The organism is Candidatus Alistipes pullistercoris (assembly GCF_027665465.1).
GTDB classification, from domain to species: Bacteria; Bacteroidota; Bacteroidia; order Bacteroidales; family Rikenellaceae; genus Alistipes_A; species Alistipes_A hominis.
In genome coordinates, this window is record NZ_JAQDED010000004.1 from 136,633 (window position 1) to 160,033 (window position 23,401).

Here is a 23,401-nt window from a genome sequence, read left to right on the forward strand (position 1 = left end):
AAATATGAGTCCGTATGTCGTTTCGTGTCCGAAAGATCAATTCCCCAGCGAGCGGACGAATTCCAGAGCCTCCTGGCTCAGGTAACGGTCCGTCCGGTCAATCCAACCCGATTTCGGAAGTTCCGTACGCTGTTTGTCGATGCGTCCCGTGATCGGATAGGTCGGTTTGCTCAACGTTTCGTAACGGGCGCGCTGCGACGGACGGATCGTTCGGGTGAAGACCTGCTCTTTGGTCGGCTTGCGCTCGATTTCCCATTTGAATCCTTTCATCAACTGCGACTGCGTTTCCGGAATTTTATCCATCGGGTAGATCGAATAGGACGGGTTGCCTCGGTAGACGATCTCGCTGACCTGCCGCTCGGTGAATCGGAACGTGATGTCGGCGCATTCCGCGACCAAGAATCCGCTGATGTACCGGTCGGTACTGTCTCCGTCCTCCATGTAGTAGTAGGTTTGGCCGTTTCCGTTCACATCGGTTTTGAAGATCTCCCCATTGTTGAAATAGGTTTCGATCACTTTGCCTTTCACCTGGTTGAAATGCGTCGAATCGACCCTCGAGCACATCAGCGGTTCCCCTTTGAACACCGCTTTTTCGATGGTTTGGTTTTTCGTGAAGATATCGACCGTCTGGGCCGTGATTTGGTTTTCCCCGTTCCACAGCACCGGATTGGTGTACATGTGGATCGTCGAGTCGATCGAGAACCCCACGATCGAGTCGCACACGGCCTGGAAATCCGAGCGGTAGATGCGCACGTTGTAATATCCGCGGACGATCCTTACCAGCGAATCCGCCGGATCGACGATTGCCGCCGAATCGGCGGCCGCTTTTACCGTCGCCGAGTCCGCGGCAGGGGCGGGGGACGGCGTTTTCTGCACGGTCGAATCCGGGGAGGCCGCCAGCGTGTCCGCTGCGAAAACCTGTTGCAGCGAATCCAGTTTCAGCAGGGCCAGCGTATCTTCCGAGGTGGCTTTGCCTTTGAGGAACCGACGGGCCAGCTCTTTGCGCTGCCGCGCCCATTCCTGTTCCTGCTGGGCCCGGGCGATCGCCGCTGCTTTTTCTCGCGAGGCTTTGATCTTCGCTTTGATTTTTGCGGTGCGTGCTTCTTCCTTTTCCTTTCGGAGTCTCTCTTTTTCGAGCTTTTTGGGGTCTACCGGCCGTTTTTTCGCCTTTCGGACGGAATCGCTCGTCGATACGGAGTCCGGTACGGGGGGCTCCGATTGCGCCAGGGAGTCGGCCGTTTCGCCCGGGATGTTCCGTTGCGCGGAGTCGGCCGGGGTTTCCGTGTCGTTTCCGGCCGGAACCGGGGGCGGAGCGGGGGCAGACGCAGGAGGCGGAGCTTGCCCGTCCGGAAGCGTCGGAATCGGCGGACGTCCCGGCCCGTTCGTCGCGGGACGGACCGCCGCGCTGTCTGCGGCGGGGGACGGCGCGGGAGTTTCCGCTGCCAGCGAATCCGCTGTTTTCTGCGTCGGAACAGAGTCGTTGCGGAAACGGTTCAGCGTATAGATGAAGATGCTGTCCGAGCGCATGAAAACGGTATCGGGTTGTTCACCCTCCTCGTAGCTAAGCACCGATGGGTCGCGGGTCAGCAGGGCTTGTTTTTTATCGCCCCAGTATTGGCCGTAATCGCCGAAAGCCATGGCTTTTTGTTCCTGGTCGGCGATCTGGATGTTGTTTCGCAATACCGCGTCCTGTCCGGTTTGCCGGTACACGATTGTGTCGGCCCACAGTTCCTGGGTTTTGGTCATGATATAGGAGCTGTCGGTGAACGTATAAAGGTCTTCCTTGGCATTGTAGCTGCCCCGGCGGGCCGTGAGAAATTCGTCCTGGTCGTTCCAGATGTAGGACGGCGTATCGAAAGTCGCGATTTCGGTGTCCATGTTATACGTTACCGAATCGGAGCTGATCGTATATTGCGGGTTTTGCATTTCGACGTTCCGTACGCCGATCAGCTCGCGGTTGTCGGCGTAGTAATACCCTTCGTCGGACTCCATTAGGTTGTCTTTCTGCGACATGGTTCCCCCGCCGTAATAGCGTCCGATGTTGGTCAGCGTGTTGAACGTAAAATTATAGGTGTACAGCGTAGCGTCCTTGTCCACCATTTTGATCAGCGGGGAATAGATGCGCGCTTCGTTCAGCAGCCCGTTGTAGTCGGCCTTGTCGCCGTAGATGAACGTGCTGTCCTTGTTGACGACCACGTTGCGGTAACAGTCCATCATGCGGTCGCTGTACCGGATTGCGCTGTCGCAGGTAATGACGGCCCCGTTGTGGAAAAAGACGACGTGCCCGACCAGGCACAGCGCCGTGGAGTCGGCTATCTTGATGCTGGACATCACGTCGGCCCGGAAGTCCACGGTCGTGACTTCCTGCCCCCGTACGCCTGCTATGCAGGCCAGCAGCAGCACCGCGAACACGGCGGCTATGCGACTTCTTCGGATCACCGGCAGCGAATTATTTAAGGAGTTCTTTGTGCTGGAAATCGCAGTCGTGGAATTCCTTGTCGATCCGGATGTACATTCCCTCGATCTTGCTTGCGAGCCACTTGTCGAAAACTTCCTGCTGTTTCTGGGCGAGGGTCAGTTTCTCGATCTGCTTGTAGTCTTCGTTCAGGTTGGCCGAATGGGTCGGGATGACCTCCTTGAGCATGACCAGCTTGCACAGCAGGCTTCCGTGCGTGTCGACGGCGGCGAAAGGTTTCGACACCTCGCCGGGGGTCAGCGTTTGCAGTGCTTCCAGGTCTTCCCGGTTCAGGTTTTCCTTGTAGAACTTCGTCGAAGCTTCCGACGGGTCGACCATTCCCCGGTAGTAGAATTCGAGTTGTTCCAGATTGGATACGATCCCGCCGTTTTTAGCGGAAAAGCGGTCTTCCGAATATTTTTCCACGGCTTTTTCGAACGTCAGGTTGCCGGCCTTGATCTCCCTGCTGACGCTGTCCAACAGGTCGTAAGGTTCTTCCATATCTTTCTGGGTGTACTGCGGCTTGATCAGGATGTGGCGGACGTGGTACTGGCTACCCGTTTTGTCGATCATCTGGATCAGGTGGAATCCGTATTCGGTCTCCACGACTCCCGATACTTGTCCCGGTTTGAGCTGCGACATCGCCTTGGCGAACGGCTCCACCATCATGTCTTTGGTAACCGTACCTACGTCGCCCCCCCGAGACGCCGATCCCGGGTCTTCGGAGTAGATACGCGCCAGCATGTCGAACTTGTCCCCTTTCAGGATCCGCTCGCGCAGTTCGAGCAGGCGTTCCTGCGCCCGCATCTTGGCATTTTCCGCCGCGGAAGGATAACGGACGATCTGCGCGTATACGTATTGTTCCGGGATGACCGGAATACTGTCCTTGGACTGTCGTTTGAAATATTTTTCGACTTCACCCGGAGTGACGGTGACTTTGTTCTTCACCGTATTCTCCATTTCGTAGGCGTAGCTGTCTTCCTGGGCGCTTCTCTTCATATCCGCCCGTATGTCGAATATCGGCTTGTGGTAGTACATTTCGAGCGCGGCCAGCGATCCGAACTTTTCGGTTTCGTCGTTCAGGCGATCCTGCACCTTCTGGTCGATGATGCGTTCGTTATAGATCTTGATCGAGTCGATCTGGGACTGGTTGTAGAGCACTTTCTGGACGATCAAGTGTTCGAGCGCCTCGCAACGCGGATCCCGTCCGGAAGTATAACCCGTCTCTTTCTGCTGATCGATCAGCGATTGGGTCAGCCTTTCCAGGTCGGAATAGAGCACCATCGAATTCCCGACCACGGCGATCACCTTGTCCGCCGTAAACTGCTGCTGCGCCGCAGCCCGGTTACACAAAGCGCAGGCGAGCAATCCGCCCAGAACGATCTTCAATTGATATCCACGCATCGTATTTTAATTTACATTTACTACTATTTCCTTGTTGTCCAGCGCCCCGCGGTACAGGCTGTCCTCGTGGGCGCGGATGATTTCCTCTTTTCGTTTGTTGAAAATGACCCGTTTGATGACCTCCCGCACGCTTTCCTGCGGCGCATACTCCCCGGCCCTGCAAACGGACAGCACCCGGACGTAAAATATGAAGTCGTTCGCTTCGAACTCATTGACTTTCGCCGTGTTGAGTAGGTAGTCGTAATCCTGAGTCTTGTCGACCGGCAGCAACGACCGCAGCACCGCGAAGTCCGTCCATTGGTTCAGTTCGGTCAGTTCGAAATTGTTTTTGACGCACAGGTCGAGCAGATCCTGATAGCCCTCCTCGCGCGGGGTGAGCATCAGCTCTTCGATCGTCTTTTTCTTGTCGTAACTGCGCGGAATACGTACGATCCGGGCCTTCACTAGGGTCTTGTCTAGGATGAAATCGGCCTTGTTCTGGTTGTAATAGTCCGCAATCTGCGTATCGGTGAAAAGCGTGTCGATGTTCTTGTCCACGTAGAACTGGTCGACCTTGTGGGTCAGCAGCGAATTGCGGTACTCCTGCACCATCTGGTCGATGTCTTTCTGACTCTCTTCGAGCATCCGCTCGGCTTCTTTGATTTTCAGTTGTTTTTTGACCCATTGGTCTACGTAGGAACGCAGTATTTTCAGGCTGTCCTCGGAGGTCATATTCGGCGTGAAGATCGGGCTCACGTCGTGCAGGTACAGTTTTTTGTTCTCCACTTCGGCCAGAATGGTGTTGTGCTCCGCAAACGGATTCGGAAAACGCTTGCAGGAGTAGGCCGTCAGCAAGACCGCTACCAATAATATTTTCGGGACAAATTTCATCATTCGTTTGCTGCGATACAAAGATATACGATTCCGGGTAAACAACGGTTATTGCGGACTTATATTGTCATTTTTCCCGAAAACTTTCCCGTTTTCGGACGCTTCCGCCGCCGGAACCTCCACGTTGCGATTCCGCCGGAGCGTGCGTACGATGCCGGCGACGGCCAGCAGCAGGACGACGCAGGCCGCGGCGTACAGCACATGGTAACTCCGTTCGCTCCCGAACATCTCCTTCGTGAAGACGATCTTTTCGCCGCTGAGCATCCAGACGAAATAGGAGACGGCGTTGTTCAGCGCATGGATCAGTATACAGGGGATCAGCGATTGGGTCTTGTAGTAGATGAATCCGATCATCGCGCCTACGAAAAAGGCGTTCAGGGCCTGCTGCGGGATGCCGTGCACGATGCCGAATATGGCCGACGCGATCAGGATGCCGCGCCAGGGGCCGTATTTGCGGGTCAACGACTCCTGGAGGATGCCCCGGAACAGGATCTCCTCGAGGATCGGCGCGACGACGACGGTCGTAAGCATCATCCATCCGCCCAGTTTCATCTGGTCGCCGAGCCATTCGAGCCACCGGCTTGGGAAGAGCTCCAGCAACGGTTCGATGACCAGCGTCGTGGCGAGGACGGTAATCACTCCCCATAGCACCAGCGCCGGGTCCGTTTTCCGGAATCCGAACCGGAGCAGTTTTACGTCCGGCCCTACGCGCAGCCGCTTGGCGAACAGCGCATAGCAGATCGTGCTGAGGAATGTCAGCGCGTAGACGAGCGCTACGACCGGCCCCTGCGACGCGATTCCGAACCGGAGCAGCAACCCGCCTCCCAGGTTGAACGCCAGCATCGCTACGAGGTAGATGCCCAGAATGGCGAGCAGGTCGCTCCAGGTCGGGTAAGCCCCTTTCTGCGGATTGGTCTTCATAGGTCGTTCTGTCATCCGGCCGACCGGTTAATAAACCTGGTCGCCCAGCGTGGCTACCATGACCGCTTTGATCGTGTGCAGGCGGTTTTCGGCCTGGTCGAACACGACCGATGCGTCGGACTCGAACACCTCTTCGGTCACTTCCATTTCCGAGATGCCGAATTTGCCGAAAATATCCTTGCCGACCGTGGTTTCCATGTTGTGGAACGCGGGCAGGCAGTGCAGGAACTTCGCTTCCGGATTCTGCGTGGCGTCCATCACGGCGCGGTTGACTTGGTACGGGCTCAGCAATTCGATGCGGTCGCGCCAGATGTCGTCCGGTTCGCCCATCGACACCCATACGTCCGTGTAGACAAAGTCGCAGTCGCGTACGCCGTCGATGCGGTCCGTCACGGTAATCCGGGCGCCCGAGGCTTGCGCCAGTTCGCGGCAGGTTTTCACCAGCGCCGGGTCCGGGGCGCACTGCGCCGGGGAGATGGCTCTGAAATCCATACCCATTTTCGCCGACGCGATCATCAGCGAATTGGCCACGTTGTTGTGCGCGTCGCCCAGAAAGCACAGTTTCATTTCGGACAGCGGCTTCTGCGAATGTTCGCGCATCGTCAGCATGTCGGCCAACGCCTGCGTCGGGTGAAATTCATTGGTCAGGCCGTTCCATACCGGAACGCCCGAGTATTCGGACAGCGTGTGCACGATGTGCTGCCCGTATCCGCGGTATTCGATTCCGTCGTAGATGCGCCCCAGCACGCGGGCCGTGTCTTTCAGCGACTCTTTTTTACCCATCTGCGAACCGGTGGGGCCCAGATAGGTGACCCGTGCGCCCTGATCGTAGGCCGCCACTTCGAACGAACAGCGCGTCCGCGTAGAGTCTTTCTCGAACAGCAGCACGATATTTTTGCCCTGGAGCGTTTTTTTCTCTTTCCCGATGTACTTGTCCGCTTTCAGCCGTGCGGCCAGATCCAGCAGATAACCGATCTCCCCCGGCGTGAAGTCGAGGAGCGTCAACAAACTTCTTTTACTTAAGTCAACCATAACCATTCCGTGAGTTTTTCGATGCTCCGGCTCCGGTTCCGGGCCTGCGGGCATCCGCCGTCCGTGTCCGGGCGGCCGTTCAAATCAGCTTCAAAGATAAAACATAAATTTATAAATCCCTATTCCCCGCGCCGTTTCCTGTTGTCCGACCCGTCGTACCGCAGGATATGCCGGCGCCGCGACCGTCGTCGGCCGGCAGTCCGAAAAGTTCGCCGGTCGGGCGGATGTTGCCTCGATTTTGATAAATTTTGCCTATCTTGCACCGGATTTGGGGCCGGATGCGGCTCCGGACGCACGGCAAGGCGTCCGTTGCGGATGTACAATTATTAAAACCAAAAGAAATATGGGCAAAATCGTGGCGTTGGCCAATCAGAAGGGCGGGGTAGGAAAGACGACCACGGCCATCAATCTGGCGGCCAGCATGGCGGTGCTGGGCAAAAAGGTGTTGCTCGTAGACGCCGATCCGCAGGCCAATGCGACTTCGGGGCTGGGACTCGACATCAACGGAAAGGGGATTTACGACTGCATCACCGGACAGGCGCAGCCGGCGGAGATTATCCTGAAATGTCCGGACGTCAAGAAGCTGGACGTTCTGCCGTCGAGCATCAACCTGGTCGGGGCCGAAACCGAGCTGCTGGAGATCGAAGACGGGCAGCGGAGGCTGAAGGCGATCCTGGAACCGCTCAAACCGCAGTACGACTTTATCCTGATCGACTGTTCGCCGTCGCTCGGGCTGGTGACGCTGAACGCGCTGGTCGCTTCGGACAGCGTGCTGATTCCCGTACAGTGCGAGTATTTCGCGCTGGAAGGGCTCGGTAAACTGCTGAATACGATTAAGATGACCAAAACGAAGCTGAATCCGGGACTGGAGATCGAAGGGTTTCTGCTAACGATGTACGACTCGCGGCTGCGGCTGGCCAACCAAGTGGCCGGCGAAGTGCGGGAGCATTTCGGCGACCTGGCTTTCCGGACGATCATCCAGCGCAACATCCGGCTCAGCGAAGCGCCCAGTTTCGGCAAGCCGGCGCTGTTGTACGACGCTTCGTCGACCGGCAGTATCAATTACCTGAACCTCGCCAAGGAGTTTATTAAGAAAAACAAGAGTTAAGCGATATACGATGAATCCGAAAAACAAGGGCCTGGGCCGGGGCTTGGGCGCAATTTTTGAAATAGAGGGTTCGGCGCTGCCCGAGAAAACGAAGGGAACGGCGTTCGAGGAGATCGAAATCGGACGGATCGTCCCGAACCCGAAGCAGCCGCGCACCCGTTTCAACGAGCAGGCGCTCGACGAGTTGGCCGATTCGATCCGGACGCTGGGCGTGATACAGCCCATTACGGTCAAGAAGGAAGCAGATGGGAGATATATGATTGTCAGCGGAGAACGCCGCTGGAGGGCGTCGCAACTGGCCGACCAGGCGACGATTCCGGCCTACATCCGCGAGGTGGACGACCAGGCGTTGCTGGAGATGGCCATCGTGGAAAATATCCAGCGTCAGGATTTGAACGCGATCGAGGTGGCGCTGAGCCTGCAACGGTTGGTGGACGAATGCCGGCTGACGCAGGATTCGCTGGCGGAACGCGTCGGTAAAAAACGCTCGACGGTAGCCAATTACATGCGGTTGCTGAAACTTCCGGTCGAGGTGCAGTTGGCTCTGCGCGAAGAACTGATCTCGATGGGACATGCCCGTGCGCTGGCCGGGCTCGACGACCCGCAACAACAGATCGCACTGCTCAAAAAGATCGTAAAGAAAGGGTTGTCGGTGCGTCAGGCCGAGGAGCAGGTGCAGAAGATCCGGCAGGAAAAACCCGTCCGGGACGATGCGGACGAGGAGTTCCCCGAGAGCTACGTCCGGCTGGTCGATTACCTGGAGAAGTTTTTTACGCAGGAAATCAGCATCAAAAAGAATAATAAAGGCGGGGGAAAGATCGTTATCGGTTTTGAATCGGATGCGGATATCGAGGCGTTTATCGGCAAATTCAATGAATTTAAGAAGTAACATAGCCGTTTTCGGAAATTTTACGCGGAAGGGCGTTGCGACAATCGTTCTTTCTACGGTGCTGATCGTATCCCAGTCCGGAGTTTCGGCCCAGGAGCCGGGCGTCCGGTACAAGGTGGAGGGGGGCGTCCGCACGTCGTTGACTCCGGCCGCAGCCGACAGCAGCGCGGTCGCGCGGGATTCGATCGTGCGGGAGGCGTCGCCCGTCGAAATCGATACCGCGACTACGGCCCGCGAACGTCGCCGGCTGGAGCGCGAGGCCCGGGATACCGTGACGGTGCGTTACAGCAGGCTGTTCCGCGATACCATGCCGATTTCGCGAGTCTGCGCCATTTCGGCGATCGCACCCGGGTTCGGGCAGCTTTATAACAAACAGGCGTGGAAAATTCCGATTCTGTACGGAACGGTCGCTACGACGGCTTATTTCGCTTTCCAGCAAAACAGTAAATACAAGGGTCTCAAACGTCAGTACGATGCGATGAAGCGCGAGAATGCCACGCAGGAAGAGACCGATCCGATCCAATCGCAGATGATCCGGCACAATACGGCGCGGACGCTGCTGTTCGTCGGAGCCATCGGTTCGTATCTCTATTTTATCGGCGATGCGGCTATCTGCTACAAAGGGCCGGTCAATAGCGTCAAAAAGGCGACTACGCTGTCGACGATTTGTCCCGGCGCCGGCCAGATCTACAATAAAAGTTATTGGAAGATGCCGATCATCCTCGGCGGTATCGCCACGATGGGCTACGTGATCAATTTCAACAACCGCGGGTACGAGCGTTTCAAGCTTGCCTACGATCAGGTTGCCGCCGGCAAACCCGACGAGTTCAACGGTCGTTATACGGCCGACTACCTGCGTAAGCTGAAAAACAATTACCGCCGCAACCGCGACCTTTGCATCATCATCACCGCCGGACTTTACCTGTTGAACATCATCGACGCTCACGTGGATGCCCACATGAAGGATTACGACGTCAGCGACGACCTGTCGATGACGCTCGAACCGACGGTGACGAATTTCTATACGATGCGAACCGGCAATTCGAACGGTTACGGACTCTCCTTTAAACTTCGTTTCTGATGCCGAAATCCCTGACCGCCTTACTGATCCTGACGCTCCTCCCGTTGTTCGCCAAGACCCAGGCGGATCCCAGGGAGCAGCTCAACATCGTCGGTTCTCCGACCGTTTACGACTCGGTCGTCGCAAGTTGGCGGACGGACAATATCAACGAGACGTTCGGGGACTACCTGCGGGACTACATCGAACTCGATACCACGCGCTACCTGCCCGCGGTGTCGACCGTTACCGACAACGTTTGCCGGACGCGGCTCAAAAACATGGTTTCGCCGATCTACCTGCCTTATAACGACATCGTTAAGAAACATATTGTGGCTTACGCGACGACCCATAAATCGGTGACCCGCCGGATGCTCAGCTACGGAAAGTACTACTTCCCGATGATCGAGCACGAACTGGCCAAAAACGGCCTGCCGCTGGAGCTGAAATTCGTTGCGGTGATCGAATCGGCGCTGAATCCGACGGCCACGTCGCCGAGCGGAGCGGTCGGCCTGTGGCAGTTCATGCTGCAAACCGGTCGGCAGTACGGACTCGAGATATCTTCGATGGTCGACGCCCGGCGCGATCCGGTGCAGGCGACGGCCGCCGCCTGTCGCTATATGAAGGATCTTTACGATATCTACCACGACTGGACGCTCGTGATGGCTTCCTATAATTACGGCCCCGGCAATGTGAATAAGGCGTTGCAGCGGGCCGGGGCCAACGCTTCGACTTACTGGGACATTTATCCTTTCCTGCCGAAAGCGACTCGCGACTATGTTCCCGCGTTCGTAGCGCTCGCCTATCTGTACTATTATCATTCCGATTACGGGGTCGTCCCGTTCGCTTCGCCGCTGCCGTTGGCAACCGATACGGTGATGGTCAGCCGCCGGATCGACTTGAACCGCGTTTCGGAAAAATTGAACTTGCCGTCCGAATTGGTGAAGTTGCTGAATCCGCAGTATAAGCAGGATGTCATTCCGGCTACCGTGAAAAGTTATCCGCTGGTGCTGCCGCAGCAGGAGGTCTGTCGTTTTATCGAGTGCGAGCAGGCGCGTCTTGCGCAGGCCGACACGTTGCCGGCCGATACCGTTTCGGACGGACGACTGACAGCGTCCGCCGCTTCATCGCAACAGGGCGGTTCGAACGGAGACGGTTATTCCGGCCCCGATCCGTTGACCTATAAGGTCAAAAAAGGCGATACGCTCGGAGCCATCGCGCATAAATATAAGGTGACGGTTTCTCAATTGATGAAGTGGAATCAATTGAAAAACAGTAATCTGAAAATCGGACAAACCCTGAAAATCATTCGCTGACGATGATCGAGAACGATACGATAGCCGCCGTTGCCTCCGGGGTCGGGGGAGCCGTTACGCTGATCCGCGTCAGCGGCGGCGGAGCCATTGCCGCCGGCGACCGGATCTTCCGCGGGGTACGCGGCCGGCGGCTGGCTGATGCCCGGGGGTTTACGATCCTTTACGGGACGATCCGCGACGGCGAAACGGTTGTCGACGAAGTGCTGGTTTCGGTATTCCGCGCTCCGCACTCCTATACCGGCGAGGATATGATCGAAGTTTCGTGCCATGCGTCGGCGTATATTCAGCGCGAAGTCATGCGGTTGCTGGTCGAGTCCGGAGTACGGACGGCCCAACCCGGCGAATTTACGCTGCGGGCATTCCTGGCCGGTAAAATGGACCTTTCGCAGGCCGAGGCGGTGGCCGATATGATCGCGGCCGACAACCGGGCAGCCCATGCGCTGGCTTACGAGCAGATGCGCGGCGGTTATTCGGACGAGTTCGGGCAATTGCGCGGCCGGTTGCTCGAACTGGTGTCGCTGGTCGAACTCGAACTCGACTTCGGCGAGGAAGATGTCGAATTCGCCGATCGCACGCAGTTGCTCGACGTGCTGTCGTCTGTCGGGCAGCGGGTGGATCGCCTGATCGCTTCGTTCGGGCTCGGCAACGTATTGAAAAACGGAGTGCCCGTTGCAATCGTCGGGGTTCCGAATGTCGGGAAGTCGACCCTGCTGAATACATTGCTTTGCGAAGAAAAAGCGTTGGTTTCGGATATCGCCGGCACGACGCGCGACGTGATCGAGGATACGCTGAACATCGACGGCGTGACGTTCCGGTTTATCGATACGGCCGGGATTCGCCGTACGGACGATCCGCTCGAGAGTCTGGGGATCGAACGTACGTTCGACCGGATCGGCCGGGCGTTGGTAATTCTGTTGCTGACCGACGCGCGCGACAGCGTGGACGATATCTATGCGCAGTACGCTTCGCTCTCTTTCAAGGCGGGGCAGCGTATCGCACTGATTTTGAATAAGTGCGACTGTCTGCCGGACGAAGAGCTACGGCAGAAAAGGGAACGACTCTCGTCGAAAATCCCGCATCTTGTCCTTCCCCTGTCGGCCAAGCGGCAAATCAACCTGGACGAGCTGACCGATTTTTTGAAACGGAGCGTCGATTCCGAGACCCTAAACGGCGACCGGATCGTGGTTTTCAACAGCCGGCACCATGAAATCCTGCTCCGCGCGCGCGAAGCGTTGCAACGAGCTCGTGAAGGCATCGAATCCGGACTCGCCGGAGACCTGCTGGCGCAAGACATCAGAGAAGTTTTACATTGTATAGGCTTGATTACCGGTGAAATAACGACGGACGATATCCTCGGGTCGATTTTTTCTAAGTTTTGCATCGGTAAATAACTGTGTGTAATTAATTGATTATCAATATATTACATAATAAACAATGAAAAATAAAAGAAGGGACAATCCAACTTAGATAATATTGATAATCAACACATTAAACACACAGGAATAATAAAGTATTGTATCAATTTTTCATGATTTTGTCCCCCGTTTGTTCCCTGAACGGATACAAGAGACAAAATTCTGTCCCTCATGCAATTTAACGGTGGTAAATAGACAAATTTTATCAGTACCTCTTAAACTTATCCAAATTACAGATAATATCCAAATAGGACTGAATTGTTTTTCAGCCAAAATATATTCTGATAATCAAGCGATTGGTATATCTGAATATAACAACAGAAATCATCGCCAATGAGATTTCATATAATACATTTGATAAATATTCCAAACCATTATTGCGAAGTATTCGAATAATAGTACATTGAATATCCTCTTAAGTCTCACAGCGATTGTTATAGGGTAATTTGATGAATTCAATAAAAAATATTTGGAGTATTGCGAGATTATTCTGTACATTTGCACCACTTTTGAAAATTTATGATGCTGCAAAATAGAATGAACATATTATCTCAAACGACAATTCGAGGCAACAAATGCTTCGGAGTTCGGTCGTATGTTCTTCATGTTTGGAGCATTGAAACGTCTGCAAATTTCATAAATACTTTCCAGCGAACACATATAGGAGATAAGATGCGATAGATGCTCGTATCTTGATCTTAGAATAAACAACAGAGAAGAGTTGGAGAGTCCTTACCGAACTTTCCAACTATTTTGTTTTATGCCCATTGGTGACTGTTTGCTCCGTGCAATTCCTCTCCCGTCATTTCCGTCCAATGAGCGTAAGAACATCCAATTTATTAATTAACCGCACAGCGATGTGCACAAAAGAGAGCAAAATGAATTACAAGTTTGACGGAAGCAAGGTATATTTTACATCGGACACACACTTTTATCATTCGAATATCATTAGCTTTTGCAAGAGGCCATTCAAAAATGTAGAAGATATGAATGAAACACTGATCGAAAATTGGAACCGGGTAGTTAGTCAAGATGATATCGTGTTCCATCTGGGGGATTTTTGTCTGGGAGGATCCCATGAATGGACCAAGATTCTTAACAGACTGAATGGGAAAATCTATCTTGTTCTCGGTAATCATGACATGAAAAATATCAGGCAAGGGTACACCAGCAGATTTGAATTGGCAATCATGCAAATGCACATAGAGGTCGACAAGCAGAAAATCTACCTATACGTGGCAACTGTTCGGACACGTGCATACGAGCAAATATAACACGGGAAAAGACGCTTCACGGCTGGATATGATTTTCCCGACGCAATATGATGTGGGAGTGGATAATAATGACTTTACTCCGGTCTCATTCGCGCAGGTAAAAAGGATAATCCAAAAGCAGGTTGAACAATCGAATAAAAAACAGTAATATGAAAATACAATACATGAGCGATCTGCATTTTGAGTTTCGGGAGAACAGCAGATACATAAAACATAACGAATTCCCGGTAACGGGCGATATACTCGTATTGGCCGGAGATATTTTCTATCTGAAGGACAAAGTCTCCCCTTTATCAAGATTCTGGAAATGGGCATCGGAGAACTACCGACAAGTACTCATTATTCCCGGCAATCACGAGTATTACAATTATTGTGATGTGATGGAACGGGGATTACAATGGCGATGGATGTTCAAAGAGAATGTCGGTTATTATCAAAATCAGGTATTGAGAATAGACGATACCGATTTCATAATGAGCACACTCTGGTCGCATATCGAACCGGCAGACGAATATTTCGTTTGGAAAGGACTTAACGATTTCCGTCAGACCATGTATAAAGGGAAACTGCTCCAAACGGAAGCATATAATCAGATGCATGACTTCTGTTTAGGTCATATCAAAAAAAGTCTTGCCGAAAGTACGGCAAAACACACAGTGGTCGTAACTCACCACCTGCCTACTTTGCAGGTTGTTGCTCCTCAGCATAAAGATTCCGTATTGAACAGTGCCTTTGCCAGTGAATACGGAGACCTGATCGGTAACAGCCGGATCGATGCATGGATTTACGGACATTCGCATACCAATATCGACACAGAAATCGGGAGTACAAAAGTGATTTGCAACCAGATGGGATATGTATTTGAAAACGAGCATATAATCAACGGATTTGATCCGGGTAAATTTTTAACGATTGAAAACGAATGAGATATGGAACGACATAAGATAGAACCACATAAGAAGACAATCTTTACCAAGCATCTTTTCATAGACTTGGCGAAAGAATGCGGATTGAATGCTGCGATATTCGAACAGCTCGGAAGCGGGCGCGATACAGAAATCGTGGTTGATAACGATACATTGAAGATGTTAGTTAAACTTCAGGAGCAATTTGCCCGACTGGAAGAGATGGGTAACGATGAATACAGGGGATTTTATATCGAATTGCCCCGCCCTACTCCGGAAGAATGGGGAGATTGCGAAGCGTCGATTGCAGACGGAGAATATGAGAGCAAGGAAGAATACCTCCGGGATTGGGAATTGTCAAATCCCAGAGAAACGGTATGGTATCATGTCGGCTCCGCCAGATACAAAGAAAAGCGTACCATACAATTCACGGATAGGAAACACTCGTATTTTACTATTGCGAATTATTCCCGATATGGAGACAGAATAGGTGATCGTTTCTACCCCGAATGGCAAAGGGATTTCTTGGCAGAGTTGGCCTTATATTTTCATAAGCTAATCGATGCTATCATATAAGATCCGGAGAGGTTCAATGATTATGTGGCGAAGCATCTTCTTTACCAGCAGCGAGACGGAAGAATTGCGAGAAAGGAGTTCAACAGAATCGAATCGAGATTTAAAATTGAGGTCGAAGACGAGACGACGGTAATAAAAGCACTGGAGGATTCCGTCTGCAAGAATTTCGGACAGCCGTTAGATACAATGACGATACGTTCGTATTGCAAATACTATCGAATCGCTCATGAAGCCTATGACCGGTATTTGAAAGGTTTGATACTACACGAAAGATACGTACCCTTCCGAATGGAGTACCATTGGAATTACAAGATGTCGCATATTACAACATGGTTACATTCTGTGATTTGCAGGATAAATACGATCTCGACAGTGAGACGGATTTCAACAAATTCGCCTCGAACCATTATGGGGAACTGGGGTTGTCGCGGCTGAACATACTCGCTTCGAATTTTGACAGTCCCGGATGGAGAATCATTGTTTCCAATAGCTACTCGGCGTATGCGGATGTTGCGGTAGAAGTCGCCACTGCGCTTTACAAGTCTGGCATTCCTTTGGAAATACACGACGCTGGCAAACTTTTGCGAATACTCAAGGAGGAGGATCATGTGAGATTGATTCCGTACACATTTCACGATTACATGGGCCATCATGAAGAAGGGACCGTTTATCAACTTCCATGGGAGTACGAATGCATGGATAGCGAAGAGAATTCTTTATCATTGGAATAATACCATGAAATTATCTCCCTGGCAGAATGGGGAAAAATTAAAGAAATAAGAATCAACAAGAAACGGAATAAAAGACAATTGAGTTGAGTTACGATGTTAAAAATTCAAAATATCGGCACTATTTTGAATTAGTGCCGATATTTGGTTTTATTTGTCCCCGGAAACAGCTATAATATGAATAACGAAACAGTGACATCCATACTAAATTGCTGATACCCATCATAATTTCAGTATAGAGGACTTGTTTGCCTTTCTGCAAAAAAATTGGCATAAACAGGTCTTCCTTGTCATGGTATCTGTTCAAGCTAGTGAATGAAAATAGGCTGGTTAGAACCGGGCGTGGAATGTACGCCGAAGTAATGAAACAGACCTTTGCCCCCAAACCAGTAAAGGAAGTAAAGGAGATTTATGAACTATTACATGCCAATTTCCCATTTGCGAAATTCTGCGTCTACCAAGGAGAGATTATCGCACCTTTGCAACATCATCTTTCATCTAACCGCATCATCTATGCGGAAACGAACAGAGACTCGACAGAAACCGTTTTCAATTTTCTGAAAGGCAAGCAGCGTAATGCTTATCTGCGTCCTGATAAGAAAATGATATACCGATATGTGGATTTGGATAGCCGTGTCTTTTTTGTGAAAATCTTATCTCAGAGGCTCCTTTGCAAAAGGTATCTGGAGTTCCCATGCCCACGCTGGAAAAACTATTGGTGGATATATTAAGGTAAGCTAAAAAGAATCTATTTAATACCTCATGTCGCTATCCATTAATTCTTAGCCTTGGACAATACCCAACAAATGAAAAAGAAATTCGCCTGTTTTTATCTTTTTATCGCATAATATTTTATATCTTCGTAAATAAAAACGGTACAGTATATAATGAACAAACCCATGAACCGAATCAAAGAAGTGCTTGAAGAGAAAGGCATAAAACAGACTTGGTTGGCAGAGAAGCTTGGAAAAAGTTTTTGTATTGTCAATTCATACGTCTGCAATCGCCGACAGCCAAGTTTAGAGGTGCTGTTTGAGATAGCCCAAATACTTCAAATTGATCCCAAAGAATTAATAAAAAGTACAAAATAGTATATATGGAACTCCAGATTAACGGCAACAAAATATTTGCTCCTCTGAAAAATAAAGAGTTGGTTCTAACTCCCGAAGAGAGAGTTCGTCAGGAATACATCTGCCGGCTTGTTAATGTCTATGACTACTCGCTTGATCAAATGGCTCAGGAAGTTCAAGTGAGTAATTCTCATCGTGGGCTGGGTAAAGCTCGAGCCGATATTGTAATATGGAAGTCTTCATCAGATAAGAAGGATGACGCTTCTGCTATAATCGTTATAGAGTGCAAAGCCGAGCATATTACAATTCAAGAAGAGGATTATTATCAGGGATATAACTATGCATCTTGGGCTGGAGCGGATTTCTTTGTTACCACCAACCTGAAGGAGACTCGTATATTCAAGGTCGTTAAAGGAAAAATTCCAAAACGGCTTGAAGAGATTGTTGATATCCCCAAAGCCGAAGATCTGACCAATGCAAAAAAGATCAGGGAATTATTAAGTCAGACCAAAGCGTTTACGCGCGATGAATTCAGTAGGCTGCTTTTTAAATGCCATAATATCATACGAAACAACGACAAGTTGTCGCCGGAAGCAGCGTTTGATGAAATCAGCAAGGTCCTCTTCATTAAAATCCGATATGAACGAGATAATACCGGTACTCAGATTTTTTCAAAAGAGGAATTTACGAAACTACGAGAAGCCTACGACAAGACAAAGTCCAAACAAAGTCTGCCTTTTTATCAGCAATTATTCGAGCGTACAAAGGAGGACTATGCAAAAGATGGTCTATTCGAATCCAATGATACGATAAAGATTAAAGAGGCAAGTTTTGAGGCAATAGTTAAAGAACTCGAAGTGTACAATCTCTCCCGTACGGCAGATGATGTGAAAGGTATTGCCTTCGAGAAATTCTTAGGGAAAACCTTTCGCGGAGAGCTGGGCCAATTCTTTACGCCTTGCACCATTGTCGATTTCATGGTAGCATTACTTGACCCTGAGGAAGGTGAAATCATCTGCGACCCCTGTTGTGGTAGCGGAGGGTTCTTAATCAAGACCTTCGAGTATGTGCGCGAGAAAATTGAAAAAGACATACAAAAAGTTAAAGAGCAGATCAAAGCCCAGCTTTTCAATGAAAGCTATGAGACTCTGAGCGAAAAACAGAAATCAGCTATTGATGAACAGGTCAATGCCTATTTTGCTGCCCTTAACAAGGAACTTGATACCGGTAATTCAAACAGCCGTTTACAGAATCTATCCAGCAACTGTATCTATGGTACGGACGCCAATCCACGCATGGCACGAACCGCAAAGATGAATATGATTATGCATGGAGATGGACACGGAGGCGTTTATCACCACGACGGATTGTTAAATGTCAATGGTGTTTTTGAAAATCGTTTCGATGTGATTCTCACCAATCCGCCATTTGGTTCTCGCGTAGAAAAATCGCTGGAAATAACAGAAGCTGATGTGGAAACCGATGTGCAGAAGATTGCCGCATACGAGAAGAAATATGGTAAAGAGGTATATCAACAGGCCAGGAGCCAGATCAATGACCACATAGGGGATTCTGTACTGGATTTATATACGGTTGGCAAACTTAGCGGGCTGACCGAAGTATTATTTATCGAACGTTGTATCCGCTTGCTTAAGCCGGGTGGACGTTTGGGCATTGTCTTGCCGGAAGGAGTTCTCAATAACACTAATTTGCAAGCTGTACGCGAACTTTTCGAGGAAATGGCCAAAATAATTTTAATCACCTCTATCCCGCAAGACGTATTCATGGCCTCTGGGGCTACGGTAAAACCCAGCTTACTATTCTTCAAAAAGTTTACGACCGAAGAGCGGGCCCAGTTCGATGCAATTAAACAGGCGGCGACCGAAGAGGTAGGCTCCAAGTATCAATCGCAACTTGATAAGATTGATTCATTCCTGGCGGAACGGGGTAATTCTGCAGAGGAAAAGAAAGCAAAGAGGGCTGAAAGGCGTGCGTTAGAGACGAAAATTGCAGCCGAAATATGGGCGATCGTTAAAGAAAAATTTGATTATACTATCCCCATCGCCCAAGTAGAAAAAGCAGGCATTACGACAACCGGTGCCGAATGCGAGAATCAATTAATCGATTTGCTCGAAGAGTTTACGCCTTATCGCAAGAAGCATCATATGTGGGCCTCAAATGAGTTGAAATTTCACTATGAGATAGTCGATAATAAAGTCGTTCGAACCGATCAAGATGGCAATACGAAGGAGTTATGTTAAAGAGTAAAAGCACATACAAGTATTTGGATTTTGTAAAGTTATCGCAACTTTACAACTGGAGTGTGCAGTATCTGAATGACTCCAAAATCCGATTCACTACCAAATACCCGCTGGTTCAGATTAAAGAGTTCCTGACCCGTAATAAAACAGCTATTGAAATACAGGACGATGTATATTACAAGCGTGCCACCATTAAGGTACGCAACGGTGGAATCTTTCTGCGAGATACAGTTATAGGGAGTAAAATTGGCACAAAAAATCAATTCGTGATTTCCAAGGGACAATTCCTGTTGTCCAAGATAGATGCTCGTAACGGTGCATTTGGCGTTGTCCCAGAGGAGTTAGATGGAGGAATCATAACAGGTAATTTCTGGACTTTTGATGTAGATTATTCAAAAGTAAACCCACATTATTTAGCATTACTCACGACAACGAATGAGTTTATTGAATTCTGCGAACAAGCAAGTAATGGTACGACCAATCGCCACTATTTGCAGGAACCTCTGTTTTTAGATATAAAGGTTCCTCTTCCCTCACTAGCAGAACAAAATAAGTTGGTGGAGGAGTATAATGCTATAATTGAAGAAGGGAATAAAATAGACATCCAAATTGAATCAATTCGACAAAAAATACAATCGTATTTATTAAATGCCATCGGCATAAAAGATAGTAATAACCTTGAGAATAATAAGACTGCAGAATGTCAATATAAATACCTGAAATTCACAAATTTATCCGACATAAACAGATGGGATTATTGGAACCAGGAGCAGTCAATAACAACCTTGCTCCATACTACAAAATACCCCATAGTTACGCTTGGATCTTATAATCTAATACATAGAAAATGGGTGCGAGACTCTAATACTTTCAGATATGTGGAAATAGGAAGTGTCGAACCCTTGCGTGGTATTGTCAATGCAGAAGAGCTTAGTACGGATAAAGCGCCAAGCAGAGCTACTCAAATTATAAAAGAAGGAGATCTGATTATTGGTACGACGCGACCATACTTGAAGAAATTTGCAATAGTTCCTTCTGAATATGATAGTTGTGTTTGTTCGTCAGGTTTTCAGGTAATCGCAGCTAACAAGAATTACAATCTGAATTTCCTGTATGAGTATTTGCATACATATTTGGCAATAAATCAATTTGAATTTTATATGACCGGAGCCCTATATCCGGCGATAACAAACAAAGATTTAAAAAAAGTATTAGTACCATTCCCTCCTTTAGAAATTCAGAATGATATAGTACAGTATATTCAGGTTCTGAAAGAAAAGGTACAATCACTAATACAGCAGGCTAGTATAGCCCACACAATCGCAAAAAAAAGATTTGAGACCCAAATATTTTAAATAATATGACACGTGACGAATTGAATAATATTGCAAATCAGGTTCAAAAAACGAAACGGCCTGTGCCAATAACTAAACGCGAATTAATTAATTCTCTCGGATGTGAAAAACGCACTACAGGAAATATTGCATACATTAATTCATGGCTTGATAAATATAATTTAGTCACAGTCCCCAATTATGCTGATGGATATATAGACGATGTTACAGAATTGAAGTTTAAATATTCCATTAAACCAGATAGGTTCCAATTATATTCTCTTAATATAGGAGAATATAAAAACCTACATCAATTATGTATTGATTTTGAATCAACTGACAAATACTGCTGCCTAATCGGGTTAAATGGGTCCGGAAAAAGTAATGTTTTAGAGGTCATAAGTGCCATTTTTTATAGTCTGTACCATATTGCCACCTTGGTAGATGGGCTCAGAAAATACCCATGTCCATTTAAATATCGAATTAGCTATATCAATGATAATGAATTTTATGAGATCATTGATGGTAGATTAAAAAATGGGAATAAAGTAACATTAGATATTTTACCCAAAAATATCCTTGCTTCATATAGTGGGGAAGATACAAGGTTATGGAAAACATATTATAAGCCTATATATGAAAAGTATTGCAGCAAAATGACTGCTACTCAGGGATTTATTCCTCTATTTATGTTTTATATAAGTCGGCATGAATGGGATATTTCTCTATTAACACTGCTGTATTCTGAGGATATTGACGTTGTTAAGTTTGTTGCAGGAATAACAAAAGGTGCTGAATGCAAAATATCTTTTGAGTATAATAATACCAATATAAAGAAGTGGGACGGAACAGAAATCGAAGGTTTTATAGAAAAATTAAAAAAAAAGTCTACTTATAATATCGAATCGTTTAGGGCGACAATAAATGAAATTAATTTTATTGATCAGCCTAGTACTCTATTTTACTGTCTATGTAAATGCCGAACAGAAAGTGATAATCAAATTATACAAAGAATAAACATTGAATTTATAAATAAGGGAAACATTGAAGGTCTCAGCAAAGGAGAAAAAAAGTTAATCAATGCTAATACCATAATTCATATTCTTTCTGCTCCTAATAGTTTGTGTCTTTTTGATGAGCCTGATTCACACATTCATATTGCAAGAAAAGATGAATTAAAAGAATTGATTAATACAGAGAACCGCTATAGTATAGTTACAACCCACTCTCCCGTATTTGTGAATTGTCTTTGCGATGAAAATATTCGGTATTTGAAAGATGGCAAGATTGAAGATCTGGAGAGGAGCAAAAAATTATCACTTTTATCTGGCGGAGGCATTTCCATTTTTGAAGGTTCTTTAATATTAGGGACAAAAAAAATTCTAGTTGTCGAAGGCCCCTATGATAAAAAATACCTTGAAAAGGCTATTTCAATTTTTGCAAAAAGAAATTCTAAATATAAAGCTCTTAAACAAATTGCTATTATCCCAGCCGGAAGCGCAGGAAACGCAAAAACAATGTATGATGATGTTTTATCTAAACAAGTTGACGGATTAGAACTAATAGCTTTCCTATTCGATTATGATAAAGGAGGATTGGAGGGGTGGAAAAATATTGGCAATATAAAATCTGAGAAAGTAATTCCCATATTTTATCAGGACAATTATGCAAAAGAATACGAAACCAGTATAAAAAATATAGCAGATAAAGATTCGTATATGGTCGAAGATTTATTTTCACCGGAATCATATAAAGAAAAAGTCGAATATATTCATAAAAAGAATACACATAAAGAGTTCCGGTGCAATGACCAAGGTAAAACGACGGAAGCAATAAAAAAGCATATTGAGAACCATTACTCTCAATTTAAAGACGAATGGTTTGATGGATTCAAACCTGTATTGGATCAATTAATTAGTATTTTTAAATTATAGCCATGGGCAAAACAGTAACTACATATTTGATTGACGGAGATCCAAAGGGGACGCAGTATGCATTTATCAGCAACAAGATTTGTCAGATGTTTGTGATTCCGCGTTCGAACCTGGCCTATCTGAACGAGCAGGAGAAACTGCACAAGCCGGCGTTTTATATCCTGATTGGAGAAGATGAGACGACAAAACCGCAAGCCTATATCGGAGAGACCGAGAATTTTAAGGAACGGGTAAAAGACCACGACAGCAAAAAAGCATTTTGGCAAAAAGCACTTGTCTTTGTCTCGAAAGACGAAGATATGACCAAAGCCGACGTGCAATATCTGGAATATCGTGCGATTGCTGAGGCCAAGCGGTCGAACTCGTTCGTGCTAAACGAAAACAAACAGGTTCCCAAAGCGCCGAATCTTCCCGAGCATCAGCGGGATGCTATGGATGAATTTTTTGACGACATTAAGTTCCTTGCGTTATTCATTGGTTGTGGCATCTTTGAAATATCTCAGCCCAAGGAAGAACATCTGTTCTATACAAAGGCCAGAGGCTGTAATGCAAAAGGATTTTATAATTCCGCAGGGTTTACAGTATTAAAGGGCAGCATCGTAGCCAATAATTGTGTCCCCTCTTTTACATGGAAAGCAAAGAGGGAAAGAATGGTCGAAGAATATGCGACTTTGAATAACGGCATTTGGACGATGGACTCGGACAAGACCTTCTCCAGTCCCAGTACCGCCGCCGATTTCTGCACAGGTCGGCCATCCAATGGATGGAACGAATGGAAAGATAAGGATGGGAATACATTGGATTTGGTATATAGAAAGCAGTTGGAATAAAATAATTACCTTCTTGTAGGAT

General features: G+C 48.3%; 17 protein-coding genes and 3 pseudogenes. 15 read left to right on the plus strand and 5 right to left on the minus strand.

Going from position 1 to position 23,401, the window contains the following annotated elements:
• Nucleotides 1-36: 36 nt before the first annotated feature.
• From PGR91_RS07575 to argF, 5 genes are read right to left on the minus strand one after another with little or no spacing between them, the layout of a single operon-like run.
• Entirely contained in the window at nt 37-2,439 is a 2,403-nt protein-coding gene (locus tag PGR91_RS07575; protein WP_257937094.1) for an OstA-like protein, read from the minus strand.
• A gap of 10 nt (nt 2,440-2,449) precedes the next feature.
• Nucleotides 2,450-3,859: a peptidylprolyl isomerase gene (locus PGR91_RS07580; protein WP_101572907.1), complete on the minus strand. Its 1,410-nt coding sequence runs from the start codon at nt 3,857-3,859 to the stop codon at nt 2,450-2,452.
• 6 nt (nt 3,860-3,865) lie between these two features.
• Complete coding sequence (locus PGR91_RS07585; RefSeq protein WP_228385793.1) at nt 3,866-4,732, minus strand: hypothetical protein; 867 nt, start codon at nt 4,730-4,732, stop codon at nt 3,866-3,868.
• Between the two features lie 45 nt (nt 4,733-4,777).
• A complete protein-coding gene (locus PGR91_RS07590) occupies nt 4,778-5,665 on the minus strand; it encodes a CPBP family intramembrane glutamic endopeptidase (protein WP_101572905.1) in 888 nt (295 codons plus the stop codon).
• 12 nt (nt 5,666-5,677) lie between these two features.
• Nucleotides 5,678-6,682 (minus strand): ornithine carbamoyltransferase, encoded by a 1,005-nt coding sequence (argF, locus tag PGR91_RS07595; protein WP_055205161.1) that lies wholly within the window; start codon nt 6,680-6,682, stop codon nt 5,678-5,680.
• Nucleotides 6,683-7,025: 343 nt separating this feature from the next.
• Between argF and PGR91_RS07600 the strand changes: the two genes are divergently transcribed.
• The 15 genes and pseudogenes from PGR91_RS07600 (at nt 7,026) to PGR91_RS07670 (ending at nt 23,379) form a co-directional block, all read left to right on the plus strand.
• Complete coding sequence (locus PGR91_RS07600; protein WP_055205062.1) at nt 7,026-7,790, plus strand: ParA family protein; 765 nt, start codon at nt 7,026-7,028, stop codon at nt 7,788-7,790.
• Nucleotides 7,791-7,800: 10 nt separating this feature from the next.
• The gene (locus PGR91_RS07605) at nt 7,801-8,679 is read left to right on the plus strand and encodes a ParB/RepB/Spo0J family partition protein (protein ID WP_055205063.1); all 879 of its coding nucleotides are present in this window, start codon (nt 7,801-7,803) and stop codon (nt 8,677-8,679) included.
• 307 nt (nt 8,680-8,986) lie between these two features.
• A pseudogene (locus PGR91_RS13590) lies at nt 8,987-9,697 on the plus strand (DUF5683 domain-containing protein); the annotation flags it as partial.
• A 62-nt stretch (nt 9,698-9,759) separates the two neighbouring features.
• The gene (locus PGR91_RS07615; protein WP_101572903.1) at nt 9,760-11,052 is read left to right on the plus strand and encodes a lytic transglycosylase domain-containing protein; all 1,293 of its coding nucleotides are present in this window, start codon (nt 9,760-9,762) and stop codon (nt 11,050-11,052) included.
• A 2-nt stretch (nt 11,053-11,054) separates the two neighbouring features.
• Complete coding sequence (mnmE, locus tag PGR91_RS07620) at nt 11,055-12,443, plus strand: tRNA uridine-5-carboxymethylaminomethyl(34) synthesis GTPase MnmE (protein ID WP_118656151.1); 1,389 nt, start codon at nt 11,055-11,057, stop codon at nt 12,441-12,443.
• 902 nt (nt 12,444-13,345) lie between these two features.
• A pseudogene (locus PGR91_RS07625) lies at nt 13,346-13,889 on the plus strand (metallophosphoesterase).
• A 1-nt stretch (nt 13,890) separates the two neighbouring features.
• Complete coding sequence (locus PGR91_RS07630) at nt 13,891-14,667, plus strand: metallophosphoesterase (RefSeq protein WP_118457528.1); 777 nt, start codon at nt 13,891-13,893, stop codon at nt 14,665-14,667.
• A 3-nt stretch (nt 14,668-14,670) separates the two neighbouring features.
• Nucleotides 14,671-15,222 carry a hypothetical protein gene (locus tag PGR91_RS07635; protein ID WP_228385792.1) on the plus strand — a complete coding sequence of 184 codons (552 nt, stop codon included), beginning with the start codon at nt 14,671-14,673 and terminating at the stop codon, nt 15,220-15,222.
• A 299-nt stretch (nt 15,223-15,521) separates the two neighbouring features.
• Complete coding sequence (locus PGR91_RS07640; RefSeq protein ID WP_228385791.1) at nt 15,522-15,953, plus strand: hypothetical protein; 432 nt, start codon at nt 15,522-15,524, stop codon at nt 15,951-15,953.
• A 344-nt stretch (nt 15,954-16,297) separates the two neighbouring features.
• Nucleotides 16,298-16,686 (plus strand): annotated as a pseudogene (locus tag PGR91_RS07645) (DUF6577 family protein).
• A gap of 151 nt (nt 16,687-16,837) precedes the next feature.
• Nucleotides 16,838-17,041 carry a helix-turn-helix domain-containing protein gene (locus PGR91_RS07650; protein ID WP_101572897.1) on the plus strand — a complete coding sequence of 68 codons (204 nt, stop codon included), beginning with the start codon at nt 16,838-16,840 and terminating at the stop codon, nt 17,039-17,041.
• Between the two features lie 5 nt (nt 17,042-17,046).
• Nucleotides 17,047-19,281: an N-6 DNA methylase gene (locus tag PGR91_RS07655; RefSeq protein WP_118656153.1), complete on the plus strand. Its 2,235-nt coding sequence runs from the start codon at nt 17,047-17,049 to the stop codon at nt 19,279-19,281.
• On the plus strand, nt 19,275-20,636 hold the full coding sequence (locus PGR91_RS07660; protein ID WP_118656155.1) for a restriction endonuclease subunit S: 1,362 nt from the start codon (nt 19,275-19,277) through the stop codon (nt 20,634-20,636). The genes PGR91_RS07655 and PGR91_RS07660 overlap by 7 nt, the downstream gene beginning before the upstream one ends.
• Nucleotides 20,637-20,641: 5 nt before the next feature.
• Complete coding sequence (locus tag PGR91_RS07665) at nt 20,642-22,549, plus strand: ATP-dependent nuclease (RefSeq protein ID WP_118656157.1); 1,908 nt, start codon at nt 20,642-20,644, stop codon at nt 22,547-22,549.
• A gap of 2 nt (nt 22,550-22,551) precedes the next feature.
• Nucleotides 22,552-23,379, plus strand: a complete 828-nt coding sequence (locus PGR91_RS07670; RefSeq protein ID WP_101572887.1) for a GIY-YIG nuclease family protein — start codon at nt 22,552-22,554, stop codon at nt 23,377-23,379.
• The last annotated feature ends 22 nt before the right edge of the window (nt 23,380-23,401 follow it).